Below are 14,377 nucleotides of genomic sequence, written 5' to 3'. Positions count from 1 at the left end.
GACAGATGCCGCGCGTCCCCCACCAGATCGCTCACACACCACCAACGACCCAGAACCCAAACCGTTTCGGATCAATAGATAAAAAACAAGCTAAGCTTGACTCCGTCGGGGATCTTAGGGTGTTTGGTGCCGAGTCGGGTGTGCCACCCGGAAGAGCTCTGGAGAATCAAAGGGTGTGCCGTCCGGGTGGGCGATGACCTGAACCTTAACTCGCGAGCCGCTTGTGCCTTTGCGAGTGGTACAGCTTGTCCACGTGGATTCGGGTGGCCGGTTCAGCGTCCTGGCGACGGCCACGAAGTCGCCTTCACCCAGGCCGACGAGGCTCGTGCAGTGCGGGCAGCCCATGCGGCGAGCGCCTCGAGGGCTTCGTCGAAGTAGCCGCCAGGCCGCTGCCTGCGACGCTCCGAAGTCAGCTCCGAACTGCGCGCACGTCTCGTACTTGCGTAGGTGGGACAGAGCCAGAACGTCCCGTCGGCCCGTTCCAGTGCCGGCCGCCAACACCCCCGCGAGGGCGGCGTCAGCCCCATACCGCCTGCCAGCCGTCGCAGGAGCACCGCACCCGCGTGCCGATCAATCAGGCCAGGCGGCACCCTTCGCTGTTGATCCGTCAGGCCGCCCTACTCCGCTGAATACCAGGGCCAACGAAGCCCCTGCCGTTGGTGTGATGAGTGGAATCACCACACCGACGGCAGGGGCTTCGCTCATGTCACTCTGCTCTCGTGAAATGGGTCATTGGAAGTAGCGGACGCCGGAGACGTTCGTACGCCTCTATTTCGTCGGCGTGCTTCAGGGTCTCGGCCACGGCGTCCTGCCCGGATAGTAGGTGGCGCCGGGCACCGGGGTCGAGGGCAAAGGGCTGTGTGATGCCGGCACACCGCACCTCCTGGCCCTGGACGTCGACAGTGACGGGTGTGGAGGGATCCTGCTCGAGCTGCTCCCACAGGCGCACAACCACGTCTTCGGGAACGGTGGCTGTGACGAGACCTCTCATCAGAGCATTACCAGAGAAGATGTCACCGAATCGAGGAGCTATCACCGCGGCGAACCCTGCCCGCTGCAGGGCCCAGACGGCCGACTCGCGAGAGGATCCGGTGCCGAAGTCGTTCCCGGAGACCAGGACGGTTGCACCCTGGTACTGCGGAAGGTTGAGGACGAACGAGGGATCGTCGCGCCAGTCGGCGAAGAGCGCGTTGGTGTGGCCGTGCCAGCTGAAGTACGGCACGTAGCGCGCCGGAATGATCTGGTCGGTGTCGATGTTGCTGCGGCGTAGCGGCATGCCCGTGCCGGTGTGCGTGACGAAGGGGTCCATGGCGTTCCTGGTGCTCAGAGATCGGCAGGCTGCGCGAGATGTCCGGCGACAGCGGTGGCGGCCGCGACGGCGGGTGAGACGAGATGGGTACGCGAACCCTTCCCTTGGCGTCCCTCGAAGTTGCGGTTGCTGGTCGAAGCGGCGCGTTGGCCCGGACGCAACCGGTCCTCGTTGAGTGCGGCGCACATTGAACAGCCGGCCGCTGGCCGGAAGTCTGCTCCAGCACGGTGGAAAACCTCGTCCAGTCCCTCGGCTTCCGCCTGCGCGCGGACCCGGGCCGAGCCGGGCACGATGAGCAGGTGCACTCCGGGGTGGACCTGCCTGCCGCGCAATACGTCTGCTGCGGACCGCAGATCTTCGATGCGCCCGTTGGTGCAGGAACCGATGAACGCGGTGTCGATGGAGATGTCCCGCATGGCCGTGCCCGGGGTGAGACCCATGTAGGCGAGAGCACGTTCGGCTGCGAGCCGATCGGCCTCGTCGGGGAAGTCCGCGGGGCCGGGAACGCTTCCGTCCAGGGGCACGCACTGAGCCGGGTTCGTACCCCAGGAAACTTGGGGGGCCACGGAGCTGGCGTCGATGGTGACATGCCGGTCGAAGACCGCGTCGTCGTCGGAGCGCAGAGTACGCCAATACGCGACCTCGTGATCCCATTCGGCCCCCCTCAGCATTCCGGGGCAGGCCGCCAGATAGTCGAACGTCACGTCGTCCGGGGCGATGAGTCCGGCCTTCGACCCCGCCTCGACGGACATGTTGCACAAGGTCATCCGGGATTCCATGGACAAGTGGCGTAGGGCCTCGCCCTGATACTCGATGATGTGGCCCTGCCCGCCGCCCGTGCCGATCTGCGCGATGAGGGCCAGAACGAGGTCCTTTGCGGTTACGCCCGGGTTCAGCCGACCGGTGACGGTAACGAGCATGTCCCCGGGACGCCGCCCTAGGAGCGTCTGCGTAGCCAGTACATGCTCGACCTGCGCCGTGCCGATGCCGAACGCCAGCGCGCCGAAGGCGCCCATGGTGGTGGTGTGCGAGTCACAGCATACGACGGTCATGCCTGGTCGGCTCAGACCGAGTTCGGGACCGATCACGTGGACGATCCCCTGACTGGAGTCGCCGAGACGGTGCAGCGGGATGCCGAACTGCTCGCAGTTGCTGCGCATCAAGGTGGTCTGCCGTCGACCGGCCGGGTCCTGAATCGTCTTGTCGAGGGCGACGGTGGGGGTGTTGTGGTCTTCGGTTCCCAAGTTGAGTTCGGGCCGACGGACAGTCCGGCCGGCCGCACGCAAGTCGCTGAAGGCCTGTGGCGTGTTGACCTCGTGCAGCAGTTGCATGTCGACGTACAGGAGGTCGGTGTGCTCGTCGACGGACCGCACAACGTGCGTGTCCCAGATCTTTTGGGCAAGGGTCTGGCCCATGGTGGTTCCTTCGAGTGTGTGCTCGGCACGGGCACGGGGTGTATTCGGGCACTCCGCACAGCGTCCGTGAGTGTTCGTCCCGGATCGCTTTCCCCTAGTCAGCGACTAGGCCGCGGACGCCGTTGACCCATGTCCCCTCGTGTTGCTGGGCCTTGCTCTCGGCTCGGAACGCGTACGTCTTCAGAAGCCAGCGGCTCTTGGCACGCTGTGCGTCCTGCACGTCGATCTTCTCGCGGTTGTGCAGGCCGTCCTGGTTTGCGAAGGAGAAGAGGTCACCGACGAGAATGCGGTGTCGCTTCTTCTCCGCGCGCGCAAGCGCGTTCTTGAGGGAGAGCAGAGCGTCTTTCGCATCGACAGGACTGTCTGGCGCAACAGTGGTGTGGCTGTCCAAATAGCGGAAGCTGTGGCTATTCTCCAGGATCGGGTGCGCATCCGAAACGGTCAGGTTGTTGTTGTTGTCCTTGGAAAAGACGTCGAACGGGGTGACGAACCAGGGATTACGCAGGGCCTGCTGCTCTTCCGTGCTCAGGTGCGCAAGCAGCGCCCGTCCTTCGATGAATCCCGTATACACCAGTTCCTCGCTCGGGCAGCGCATGCCGAGCAGGGTGATGAAGTCGGCACGGACGCGGTGGGCGGTCCTGTCATTGTGATAGACGAGCTCGCCGTCGCTGAAGCCCGTCTGCTTGCCGCTGTAGCGGTTGATGGCTACCACGTCGGTGAAGAAGTCGCCGTTGAACCGGGAGGCGTAGGCGAGCAGGGGAGTGCCGGTGAGCTGAGCGAACAGCTCCATCAGCGTCTCACCAACGAAGGTCTTCTTCTTCGCATACTTGTCGGAGAGGGGATCATCGTGGTCCAGAAGCGGGATATCCGCGTCCAGGGGGCAGTTGCGCAGGGCATGCGCATCCGAGACACCGTTTTCCCTCTCGCTCCGGATCGTGTGACAGGCGTCCACGAAGGCGGAGGGCACTAGCGGACCTTCGCGCAGGACAGTGACCGCCTTGGAGAAGGTGCTGTAATCCGCGTACGGGTTCTCGGTGACAGTCTGAAGAGCGGCGAAGAGCTCGTCGCGCTCAGAGTCGGTGAGGATATAGGTGGGTTGCACGGTGGTGCTCTCCTTTGATGAGCAATGGGGTGGTGCGTGATGGCTTGGACGCGACGGATCAGAGACCGACGTGCGCGAGGTACTCCTCGTAGGCCGCCCGCAGGTCGGCCTCACTGAGGTTGACGTGCTCAAGGATCGTGAAGCGGCCTGGACGAGTTTGCGGCGCGTAGTGGGCTGCTCGTGCGAACTCCTCGGCGGAAAAGTGGATTTGTGCCGCAGTCGCGGGCAGCCCATGGCGCCTCAGCGTGTGCGCTAGTTCGCCCGCGAGTTCCTTGTCTCCCCTGAGGTAGGAAGCGAATGCCGCGCCCAGCCCGACCTGTTCTCCGTGCGGGGCGCGTCGGGTTGGGTAGAGGATGTCGAAGGCGTGGGAGATCTCGTGGCACGCACCGCTGGACGGCCTCGTGCTGCCGGCGATGTTCATGGCGATGCCCGAGATAACGAGGGACTCGGCAAGCTGCGCAGCGAATCCGGACTGGTGGATGCCGCCTGTGTGCCGCAGCATCACGAGTCCCGCGCTGCGGGCCATGGCCGTGGCGAGCCCGTCGGTTACCTCACCGGTCTGGACATGGGAAAGCTCCCAGTCGGCCACCGCCGACAGGTTGGAGAGCACTTCGCCCACGCCAGAAGCGACGAAACGGGACGGTGCCTCACGAACCACGTCCAAGTCGACGACGGCGACGATTGGACAAGACACACCAACAGACTGGCGACCGGATTCATCATCGAGGATGGACACCGGGGAGCAGATGCCGTCATGAGCGAGGTTGGTGGCGCACGCGACAGTCGGTAGTCCGATGCGCCCGGCGGCGTACTTGGCCGCGTCGATGACCTTCCCTCCCCCCAGTGCGACGACGGCGTCGTAACGGCCGCCCTTCAGCTCGCTGCTCAGGCGCACGGCCGACGCCATCGTGCCGTCTGCCACGGTGTACCAGTCCGCGTCGGGCAGCAGAGGAGAGAAGCGGGCTCGGAGGGCCTCGCCTGATCCGGCACTGACGACGATAGCCACCTGCCCTGTGGTCGAGATGCGGTGGTCGGACAGGATGTCTGGGAGGCCGTCCAGCGCACCGTGTTCGACGATTACTGAGACGGGCGAGGGAATCATGCGGGCTATGACCGGCATTGGCTCTTCTTCCTTCTTGCGGACTGGTCGTGGAGGCGCCGACCGGTCACCAGGTGACGGGCAGTCGGGTGACCCCGGTGATCGACTGGTCGTCCTTGAACTCAAGGTCCGCGAAGGGTATGGCAAGCCTCAGAGTCGGCATCCTGCGTAGCAAAGCAGTGAAGACTACTTGGAGTTCGACCTTGGCCAGCAGATGCCCCAGACAGTGGTGCGGCCCGTAGCCGAATGCGAAGTGCTGACGCAACTTCCCGCGGTTCCAGTCGATGGTGTCCGGGTTGGCGAAGAAGTCTGCGTCACGGTCGGCGGACGAGGTCAGAGCGATCAACCCTTGGCCCGGTGGTATCACCACCCCGCCGATCTCGACCTCTTCCGCGGTCACGCGTACGGCTGTCTGGTGCACGACGGTCAAGTACCGCAGAAGCTCCTCTACCGCGGACGGCAACTGACTCGGATCGGCACGGAGAGCCTCCCACTTGTCTGGGTTCTGCAGAAGGGCCAGTGTGCCCATGCTGATCATGCTCACGCTGCTCTCGTGGCCGGCGACGAGCATCAGCCGCGCAGTCGCGTTGAGGTCCTCACGGTCGAGGTCACCGGGGAGTAGATGCTCGTGGACGAGTCGGCTGAGCATGTCGTCCTCGGGCCGCTCACGCTTGTCATCGATAAGGCGGTCCAGATAGGCGATCAGGCTCTCCACCACGTGCCTGGTCTCGTCAGGCGTCGACTGGGTCGACATATAGCGCTGGGTGAGGTCGCGGAAGTACACGCGGTCCTGCTCAGGGATGCCGAGCATCCAGCAGATGACCCGAGTGGGTATCTCCTCGGCGATCTCGGCGACCAGGTCGAACGGTTTCCCGGAGGCCAGAAGCCTGTCGATGATGCCATCCGTCAGGGTTTCGATCTCGGACCGCCAGCGCTCGACCGCCTTCGCAGTGAAGTCCTGCGCGACCATCCTGCGCAGTCTGCTGTGCTCAGGACCATCCATGCGCATGAAGTTCCGGCGCCCGACAGAGCGGAAGGCGAGCCCCACCGAAGGACGCATGAGGGGAAATCCCTCACGCGTGATGTCCGCGCTGAACCGATCGTCGGTGAGGACCGTGCGGACGTCCTGGTACCGGCTCACTGCCCAGATCCGCTGTCCGCTCCAGAGGGTGAACTGGCGTACTGGCTCCTCCCTGCGCATCTGCGCGTACTCCTGGGGAGGGCTGAACGGACAGGTCCGTGTCGGCGGAAACGTCTTTCCCTGCTGGATGTTGGTACTCATCAATCCTTCTCTCGTCTCCCCGGCACAGCGAGGTCCTCTGATTCATTGCCCGGCGTGGGCAGGCACCGGATCGGTGACCCGGGTGCGGACGAGAACGCTCTTGGCGACGTCGTCCGCGTCCTGGTCGAACTGCGACCAGAAACCGGGACGACGCCCGCCCACGGTCATGAACCAGCGAGTGTGCTCGGTGGGAATGCCCAGGACGCAGATTCCCCAGTCCGCTTCCCCCGTGGCGGACAAAGGATGGTATGGCGCGTGCGTGACCGCCACACCCCCGGTCTCGAACCCTTCCTCCGGACCGTTGGGTGGCTTCCAGATGTTGCGGTGCGGCTGGATGACCCCTCGGACGTACAGGTCCGCCATCATCGGCGAACCGTCCAGGCGGACGTCGGTGGGCGGCACTCGGGCATCTATCACCGTCTCCACGAGCACCCTTGCGCCTTCGACGGAGTCCGAGCGTCCGACGAAGCTGTCACGCGTCGCGTCCGTGGTGAAGCGGGTGTCCGGTCCAAGCACGGTCAGCAGGCCGCTGTCGATCAGTGCGATCGCCTGGCGCAGCCGGATCCGCGGCGGACCGGACACGAGGAAGGCGCTGCGCTGCGCGTACCAGCCCAGGAAGTCCCGCTCGTGCGATGAGGGGGTGAGCGTGGCAAAGTCGACGAGCGCGCAAATGAGCCAGCGCACGTCCCGCAACACGTCTAGGGCCGCCTTGCGAGGGGAGGCGACGTTGCCGAGGTTGGCTTCGCGTAGGTCGGCTTCGATCACCTCCCGGAGCGAGCGATGGAAGTCCTCCTGATCCGCGAAAGTGCGCCGTCCGAAGGGTTGTGCCAGGGTGTCGAGGTCGGGGGCGGGCATGGGGACCAGCCCGTGCAGCTCGGCTAGAACGGCGATGTCGGGGCAAGTATGTTTGGCCTCGATGGCGGCCGCACAGACGAATCGCTTCCGCTGTGCCAACCCCACGTCCAACCGGTTGTGCGCGAGGGTGGAGACGAGATCCATCTCCGCGCGCAGCCAGGGAAAGATGTCGCGGACGAAGTCCAGTCTCGGGCCCGCCTTCAACAGCTCGACGCGCTGCTCGGTGAAGATGACCGGGCAATATACCTGGTCCAACGGCTTGTGATTTGCTCCTCGGCCGGGCATCAGCAGGCTGCTGCGCGACCCGGCGAACATGCGTGGCTCGTCCCCGGAAGGCCTGTAGCGCAGCTCTCCGTCCGTTGTCTCGGTGAACTGGCCACCCCGGCCTACCGTGAGGGCGGCCATCACGTCGTAAAAGGTCAGCCCCAGCCCTATGATCCCCACCGCGGAGCCACCCGGTAGCTCGTCCAAGGGCATTTCTGCGGCCGGGCCGGCCGGTACGTATCGCAGATGCGGGCGGCGCGAGGCGAACTCCCGGAGGTCCAGAGACTGTCCCGTAAGACTCGGCTGGGCATGACCGGTGGCAAGGACCACGCGGTGTGCGGCCAGGCAAGATCCATCCCCCAGCTCGAGCCGATAGCCCTTGGCACCGCCACCCCGCAGCCGGGTGACCCTCTGCTGTCGCCGTATCAGCGTGACCCGATCCGGCAGTGACGCCTCGATGCTGTCGAGCACAAAGTGGAGATAGCGCCCGTACAGGGCGCGCGGGGCATAGGAGTTAGGCCCCGGAAAGCCCGTGGCGTGGTGCTGCCACCACTGTGCGAGCGAAGGCCCCGCCCCCGGTCTGCTCCGTTCTCCGGGCTCAGGCGAGCCGGAGAACATGGAGATCTCGTCGGCCACAGTGTTCATGAGTAGGTACGCCGGCTGGTCGGTTCGCCAGACACGCCCACAGCCCACCTCGACCTCGTCGACGAGATGGATGACCACCGGGACCGACGGCGGCGACTGGGCGAGGCGCAGCACCATGCGTTCCAGGACACCGAGGCCGCGCGGGCCACTGCCGATGACGGCGACGGTCCACGGATCGTCACCCGGCAGTGTGTGGTGCGTAGCCAAAGATGTGCTCATCGGTGCGTGTCGCCAGTTCTGTGGAGGTGTTCGTGCAAGAAATGTCGATGCCGGATCTATGGCACCGGGAGGCGGGGTCGCTGGCGCACACGGCGGCCATCTGTGGCGTCAGGCTCCCGGACCGGGCGGCCCACTGGCCGCCGCGTTCAGGTCACGGCCATCTGCGACCATCCGTGCCGCATCGGCGGTGGTGATCGAGAAGGCCGTGTCGACATCAGGCATGTGCAGGTCCAGCCACTTGCGACACTGGGCATGCGCGTGTGGGTGGCTCAGCACCGTAGTGATGACTCCGCGCGCCTGCTCGCCCGCGTCAACGAGATGAAGCGTTACGGGCAGCTGCACCCCTGCCTGCATGTGCCAGAGACCGTATCCGACTACGAGCTCCTTCAGAGTGGCGGGCACGACTGCCGTGGCGGAGGTTCTCCAGAGGGACGACCGCACACTCGCTCGCACCGGAACGTGCCGCTGAGGGTGCGTCCGGCACAGTCACGTGGGGTATCGCCCGCTTCCTCGACGCATCGGGCAGGCTTCGCAGCGCCGCCTCCGTGAAGGTTGCGCGTGGGCCCAGAGAGGCGTACTTCATGTGCCGACGCTCGTCACCCGGCCAGCTCGGGCTTGAGCATGGGCACCAGGTGCACCTCACGACGGCCGAGCTCAAGGGCGAGCCTCTGTCGCAGAATGCCCAGGTCCTCGCAGTCACTGCCCCGGCGCTCGGCGATGTGCCTGCGGTACAGGTCGTCGATGTCGGTCTCGGCGAGACGCACGCCCAAGTCGTCCAGCAAGTGACGCAGAATGCTACGGCCGGAGTGGCGACCGACCAGGAGGGATCGCGCGCGACCGAACACGGACGGCTCCACGTACTCGTAGGTTGCCGGGTTGCTGAGGATCCCTTGCTGGTGAATGCCAGCGACCGTGCCGAAAGCGTAGGCCCCGAAGATGGGCTTGTTCCGGGGTTCCGTCAAGGCAATCGTCTTGCGTAGCGCAGTGTACGCCTCGTACATGCCGGCTAGGTGAATGTCGGTGTGCATCCCGTAGAAGTTGCTCTTGTAGGAAAGAACCGCCGCGAGTTCTTCCAGAGGAGTGTTGCCTGCGCGCTCCCCGATTCCCCCGAGCGTGACCTGCACTTCGTCCGCGCCGGCCTCGAGTCCAGCTAGGGCGTTGGCGAGGGAGAGCCCGAAGTCGTCGTGGCAGTGGGTGGAGACACGGATGGTGTCCGGTACCCAGCTGCGGATCTTGCCGATGAGTTCGCCATACTCCTGCGGGACCATGCAGCCGGTGGTGTCCGCAAGGATGATGCAGGTAGCCCCGGACGAGACCGCTGTCTCCGTGAGTTCCTTGAGAAGTCGGTCGTTGCTGCGACTGGCGTCCTCGATCCCCACGGATATATGAGTAATTCCAAGTGCGGCCGCATGCGCAACAGCCGTGGAGACTTCCGCGACGGCTTCGGCGCGGCTGATACCGCGCTTGTACTTCAGGTGGATGTCGCTGCCGGTCGCCACCATCTGCACTTCATGGTTCTCGGTGCCGCCAGCCTCGACCGCGAGGTCGATGTCCTCGCGGCGGGTCCGGGAAAACGTGGCGAACCGGCAGTTGGTGAGGGCGCGAGAGATCTTGCGCGTGGCCTCGAAGTCGCTGGGGGAGGAGGCGGGAAAGCCCGCCTCCACGCAGTCGACCCCCAATGCCTGGATACGCAGAGCCATCTCCAGCTTCTGGTCCGGTGTCATGCCGTTCGCCGGTGCCTGCTCCCCATCGCGCAGGGTCGTGTCGAACACGCGGATCCTCTTGGACGTCGACTGATGCTGCATGTTTCCTCCCGTGCAAGTGGATACGGAGTCAGGTGCTCAGTTGAACGTGGAAAGGGCGCCGCACAGCTGGCTGACTCCGGCTTTCAGCGTGGCTGTGGACGCCGCGAGCGACAGCCGAATGTGTCCTTCGCCGCCAGGTCCGAAGGCGGAACCAGGGGTGACGACGACTCCGGCTTCCTCGATGAGCCATTGAGCGCAGGAGTAGGAGTCGCCAAAGCCGAGCCCAGACACGTCGGGAAAGATATAGAAGGCCCCTTCGGGAAGAGCGCATTCAACGCCAGGCACCTGACGCAGAGCTGCGTGCGCCCATTCCCTGTGGCGGTTGTACTGCTCTACCATGCGCCGTACCGGTGACTGGTCGCCCGTCAGCGCAGCCACGCCTCCCCGCTGAATGAAGGATCCAGCTTCTCCGACCGAGTGCTCCTGGACTTTAAGTACGGCATTCATGAGACTCTGCGGGCCGGAAACATATCCAAGTCGCCAACCCGTCATGGCGTAGCTCTTCGAAAATCCACTGACAGTTAGCGTGCGTTCCGCACATTCGAGATATTCGGACGGAGAGTGATGCCTGTTCTCGTCGAAGACGATTTGTTCATAGATTTCATCAGAGATGATGACCAGATCGTGAGCCGCTGAGAAGTCGGCAACATCACGCAGTTCGGATGCGTTTAGCACTCTGCCGGTCGGATTGGTCGGCGAGTTAAGCACGATCGCTGTCGTTTTTCTCGTCAGTTTCGCTTCCAAGAGTTCCCGCGAGAGCGTGAACCCATCATCGGCGCGCAGCGGGACAGAAACGGGTTCGGCTCCGGCAAGGCGCACCATCTGCCCGTAGCTCACCCAGCTCGGCGTGGGAATCAACACCTCGTCGCCGGGATCAAGCACCGCCATGAGGGACACGAAGACCGCATGCTTGGCCGATGGCGTGATGACGATCTCATGAGCTGGATCACGTGTGACCCCGAATCGATGCCGGAGATGATCGGCCACGGCAACACGCAGCTCAGGCAAGCCACGGCTCGACGTGTAGTGCGTGAACCCCTCGTTGAGCGCACCCCGGGCCGCGTCCATGATGTGCCCCGGTGTCGTGAAGTACGGGTCGCCGCCGGCCAGGTTCACTACCTTTCGTCCGCTCTCCTTCAGCGAGCGGGCCTGGTCGGCCAGCGCCATCGTCGCGGATCGCTCGATGCGGGCGAGCTTTCGCGCAATGCGATGTTCCACAGGGGCGCCTTTCGAGATTTCTCATGAGAACGGCAGTCAGTCGCCGTAGAATGCAGGGGCCTCAGCCTCACCCGCAACGTCCCGATATGAGCACGCCAATTCCTATGACATCAGCTACTCGGTGACGTATCGAATCATGATCACCCCTGCAGCCACCTGTCAACCTCTGCGAAACAATCCGTTCACCCCAGATGTCCACCATATGTCCATCTTTCTACGCCTACCTTTACCTTTCGTTGACCTATTTTTGGTGATCCGTGGGGTGCGCTATCGGCAGCCCTGACATCCGCACGGGCCCCTTACATCCGGACAAAAGCGCCCCCCATTCAACATCTCGATCGAAACTGTGGAGTGCATCACACCCCGTTGCGTCGTTTTCTTGAGTGTGGAATGATCTTAAAAAAGTCCAAAAGAAAATAAAATGATGCCGCCGTGAGGGTAATTACAAATGCCGAGGCGGCTCACGAATTCTGCCCCTGTCAGCGACCCGCCAGACAGTGGTACGAGGAACTATTTATGCTTCAGCGAAGACATCTCGCCCGGTTCGCGAAAGTCTGCCGCGCCCGTAGGCTGTTACGGCGCGTCCGCTGACTCCGTGCACGAGCCGTGGCGGGCCGACGCCCCTGCCGTAGCCACGAGTCGACTGCATGCCTGGGACGTTCGCGGCAGCCTCGTCCATCGGATGGACGCAGGCAAGTCAGGCCGTTTCGGAAGCGGATCCATAACGCCGTCCTCGTGCCGCTCTGTTCCTCACGTCGCCACCGTGCCACCGGCCCCCGTTCCGTGAAGGGAGACCTGAGGCGCGGATTCCGCATGCCGGCCGAAGAGCGAGCTGCGCCGGAGGAGCGCGTGCTCCCAGGGACAACGTCTGCGAACTGATCAGCGGGGCCCACAGATTCAGCCTCGTGTGGACGGCCCGGAGCCTACTCGCGGGAGACACGCCCCAACCTCTCGTGCGGGCGCGTCAGGGCGCCGCGATCACGTTCCTTCGCTTCCGGCAGGGTCAGTCGCATCACCGGATCCGACGCGGCCCGGACTGTGCCCTCCATCATGCAAGCCAGCGCCTCGGTCCACGAAGGCGAATGCCGTTCCCCTCTCTGTGTAGCAGGTGGCTCGGGCGACAGAGATTCGTCCTGGCGGTGGGTTCCCACAGCCTCACCGCCGATACGGCCGCGGCCGCCATTCCCACATCACCATCAGTACCGGTGACAAATAGGCCCCCGCCGTCTAGTCCACGACGCCGGGTGGCGGCGTCGGACTCACCCAAGCGACTCGTACGACCACGTGTCCAGAACACCGCCTGCGGCATTCTCCGCCGCACACTGCGCACCGCACCCGGAGATTGAACCCATGCCCTTTGCCGCTCCCCCGGTCCCACCGCTCCCGGCCCATCAACTACTCGTGTTCCTACTCCAGGCCGGAGTACTCGTACTGTTCGCCGTGCTCTGCGGACGGCTCGCGATCCGGCTTCGGATGCCGGCCGTGGCGGGAGAGCTATGTGTCGGCATCCTGCTCGGGCCCACCGTGCTGGGTAACATCGCGCCATCCGCTGCGGAGTGGCTCCTGCCCCGCGATGCCGGACAGTTCCACCTGCTCGATGCGCTCGGCCAGGTCGGCATCCTCCTGCTGGTCGGCATCACGGGCATGGAGATGGACGCCTCGCTGGTGCGCCGTCGCGGAACCACCGCCCTCAGCGTGGGCCTCGGCGGTCTGGTACTGCCTTTCGGCCTCGGCTTCGCCGCCGGTTGGGTGGCTCCTGCCAGCCTCGTGCCCGACGGCACCGACCGCCTCGTGTTCGCGCTCTTCCTCGCCGTCGCGCTGTGCGTCAGCGCTCTGCCGGTGATCGCCAAGATACTCACCGACATGAACCTCATCCACCGCAACGTCGGCCAGATCACCTTGGCCGCTGGAATGGTGGACGACGTCATCGGCTGGATCCTGCTGTCCGTGGTGTCGGCGATGGCCATCGGCGGAACCGGTCAGGACAGCATCGTCGCTCCGCTGCTCGCCACGGCCCTGGTACTGGCCGTCACGTTCTTCATCCTCAGGCCTCTCGTCAGCCGGGTGATGAACGCCGCCGAGCGCACCTCCGACACCGCAACTGTCGTGGGTGGTGCGACCGCTTTCGTGCTCCTGTCGGCGGCCGCCACGCATGCGCTGGGCCTAGAGGCCATGTTCGGTGCCTTTCTCGCGGGGATGCTCATTGGCTCGGGCCCCCGAGGCGTGCGTGCGCGACTCGCCCCCCTGCGCACCGTAGTCCTGGCGGTGTTCGCCCCCCTCTTCTTCGCCACCGCCGGCCTGCGCATCGAACTTGGCGCCCTCGCGAATCCCACTGCGCTGGCGGCTGCGGCAGCGCTGCTGCTGGTCGCCGTGCTCGGCAAGGTCGCGGGCGCCTTCGCAGGTGCCAGGGCCGTGGGCATGAGCGCATGGGAGTCCATCGCGCTGGGTGGGGCGCTGAACGCCCGTGGTGTCATCCAGCTCGTCATCGCGACTGTGGGACTGCGGATCGGCGTACTGAACGCGACGTCGTACACACTCATCGTTCTCGTCGCCATTGCCACGTCGCTCATGGCGCCGCCCATCCTGCGCTGGAGCATGCGCCGCATCGAATGCACGGCCGAAGAGCAGCTTCGGCAGCAGGACCGGTCAATGCTCGACTGGAAGCCGGTCGAGCAGACACCGGACGCCCGGGTCTGAGAACAGACTGCGCACCACCACACCACCCCCAACGCGGGCACAGCCGTCCACGGCCCTCGCACGCCTTCTGCGGCGTCCCCGCCGGCTTCAGGGCAGACTTGCGCCCATTCCCTGCCGCAGCTTCAAGAGCCATCAGCTACGCCTTCGTCGCACAAAAGACTCCGTGAGATTCCTTCGCCAGCCCATATTGAAGCCCTTCGAAGTCTGCTGCGGGTGCAGACGTGATCCCTTTCGGTTTGACATCCGACATTCCCAATGTGCAGGATCAACTCTGAACGCACGTCATCGAGTTCACGCAGACGAAGGTCCGGCCTTTCCTGCCGAATCAGTGACCAATTGCGCGATCTTCGCCACGTATCGGCAGTTGCACGCTGCCCCAATCAAATCCCGCCCGGCAAGCCATGCGCCATATCTCTGCGCCTTCGCGAGCAGTTCTCGTCACTTGCCTGAATCAGTGACCAACGGCG

At 64.7% G+C, this 14,377-nt stretch carries 11 protein-coding genes and 1 pseudogene; 1 reads left to right on the top strand and 11 read right to left on the bottom strand.

Features of this window, described 5'->3' with window-relative positions:
• Nucleotides 1–133 precede the first annotated feature (133 nt).
• The 11 genes and pseudogenes from MTF69_RS43990 to MTF69_RS40015 form a co-directional block, all read right to left on the bottom strand.
• Nucleotides 134–465, bottom strand: a pseudogene (locus MTF69_RS43990) (transposase family protein); the annotation flags it as partial.
• Nucleotides 466–706: 241 nt separating this feature from the next.
• A complete protein-coding gene (gene leuD, locus MTF69_RS40055) occupies nt 707–1,309 on the bottom strand; it encodes a 3-isopropylmalate dehydratase small subunit (protein ID WP_243341731.1) in 603 nt (200 codons plus the stop codon).
• Between the two features lie 14 nt (nt 1,310–1,323).
• Nucleotides 1,324–2,724, bottom strand: coding sequence for a 3-isopropylmalate dehydratase large subunit (leuC, locus tag MTF69_RS40050; protein WP_243341730.1), 1,401 nt, complete (start codon nt 2,722–2,724; stop codon nt 1,324–1,326).
• Between the two features lie 94 nt (nt 2,725–2,818).
• Nucleotides 2,819–3,826, bottom strand: a complete 1,008-nt coding sequence (locus tag MTF69_RS40045; protein ID WP_243341729.1) for a taurine catabolism dioxygenase TauD — start codon at nt 3,824–3,826, stop codon at nt 2,819–2,821.
• A gap of 58 nt (nt 3,827–3,884) precedes the next feature.
• On the bottom strand, nt 3,885–4,946 hold the full coding sequence (locus MTF69_RS40040; RefSeq protein ID WP_243341728.1) for an iron-containing alcohol dehydrogenase family protein: 1,062 nt from the start codon (nt 4,944–4,946) through the stop codon (nt 3,885–3,887).
• A gap of 46 nt (nt 4,947–4,992) precedes the next feature.
• Complete coding sequence (locus MTF69_RS40035; RefSeq protein WP_243341727.1) at nt 4,993–6,207, bottom strand: cytochrome P450; 1,215 nt, start codon at nt 6,205–6,207, stop codon at nt 4,993–4,995.
• A 42-nt stretch (nt 6,208–6,249) separates the two neighbouring features.
• On the bottom strand, nt 6,250–8,178 hold the full coding sequence (locus MTF69_RS40030) for an FAD/NAD(P)-binding protein (RefSeq protein ID WP_243341726.1): 1,929 nt from the start codon (nt 8,176–8,178) through the stop codon (nt 6,250–6,252).
• Between the two features lie 120 nt (nt 8,179–8,298).
• The gene (locus MTF69_RS40025; protein ID WP_308401515.1) at nt 8,299–8,592 is read right to left on the bottom strand and encodes a prephenate dehydratase domain-containing protein; all 294 of its coding nucleotides are present in this window, start codon (nt 8,590–8,592) and stop codon (nt 8,299–8,301) included.
• Nucleotides 8,501–8,773, bottom strand: coding sequence for a prephenate dehydratase domain-containing protein (locus MTF69_RS43985; RefSeq protein WP_374325501.1), 273 nt, complete (start codon nt 8,771–8,773; stop codon nt 8,501–8,503). The genes MTF69_RS40025 and MTF69_RS43985 overlap by 92 nt, the downstream gene beginning before the upstream one ends.
• 13 nt (nt 8,774–8,786) lie before the next feature.
• Complete coding sequence (locus MTF69_RS40020; protein ID WP_243341725.1) at nt 8,787–9,962, bottom strand: LeuA family protein; 1,176 nt, start codon at nt 9,960–9,962, stop codon at nt 8,787–8,789.
• Nucleotides 9,963–10,031: 69 nt separating this feature from the next.
• The gene (locus tag MTF69_RS40015) at nt 10,032–11,213 is read right to left on the bottom strand and encodes a pyridoxal phosphate-dependent aminotransferase (protein ID WP_243341724.1); all 1,182 of its coding nucleotides are present in this window, start codon (nt 11,211–11,213) and stop codon (nt 10,032–10,034) included.
• Nucleotides 11,214–12,614: 1,401 nt separating this feature from the next.
• On the opposite strand from MTF69_RS40015, the gene MTF69_RS40010 reads away from it, so the two are divergent.
• Nucleotides 12,615–13,910 carry a cation:proton antiporter gene (locus tag MTF69_RS40010; RefSeq protein WP_243341723.1) on the top strand — a complete coding sequence of 432 codons (1,296 nt, stop codon included), beginning with the start codon at nt 12,615–12,617 and terminating at the stop codon, nt 13,908–13,910.
• Nucleotides 13,911–14,377 lie beyond the last annotated feature (467 nt).

The organism is Streptomyces sp. AP-93, assembly GCF_022808175.1.
Taxonomy (GTDB): domain Bacteria; phylum Actinomycetota; class Actinomycetes; order Streptomycetales; family Streptomycetaceae; genus Streptomyces.
Note: the sequence above shows the minus strand (reverse complement) of the source record. Positions and strands in the feature narration are given on the sequence as shown.

What these genes read in the sequence shown, in the direction of transcription:
- MTF69_RS40040 (WP_243341728.1), bottom strand. Translation starts at nt 4,946, where the DNA reads ATGCCGGTCATAGCCCGCATGATTCCCTCGCCCGTCTCAGTAATCGTC.
- MTF69_RS40035 (WP_243341727.1), bottom strand. Translation starts at nt 6,207, where the DNA reads ATGAGTACCAACATCCAGCAGGGAAAGACGTTTCCGCCGACACGGACC.
- leuD (WP_243341731.1), bottom strand. Translation starts at nt 1,309, where the DNA reads ATGGACCCCTTCGTCACGCACACCGGCACGGGCATGCCGCTACGCCGC.
- MTF69_RS43985 (WP_374325501.1), bottom strand. Translation starts at nt 8,773, where the DNA reads ATGAAGTACGCCTCTCTGGGCCCACGCGCAACCTTCACGGAGGCGGCG.
- leuC (WP_243341730.1), bottom strand. Translation starts at nt 2,724, where the DNA reads ATGGGCCAGACCCTTGCCCAAAAGATCTGGGACACGCACGTTGTGCGG.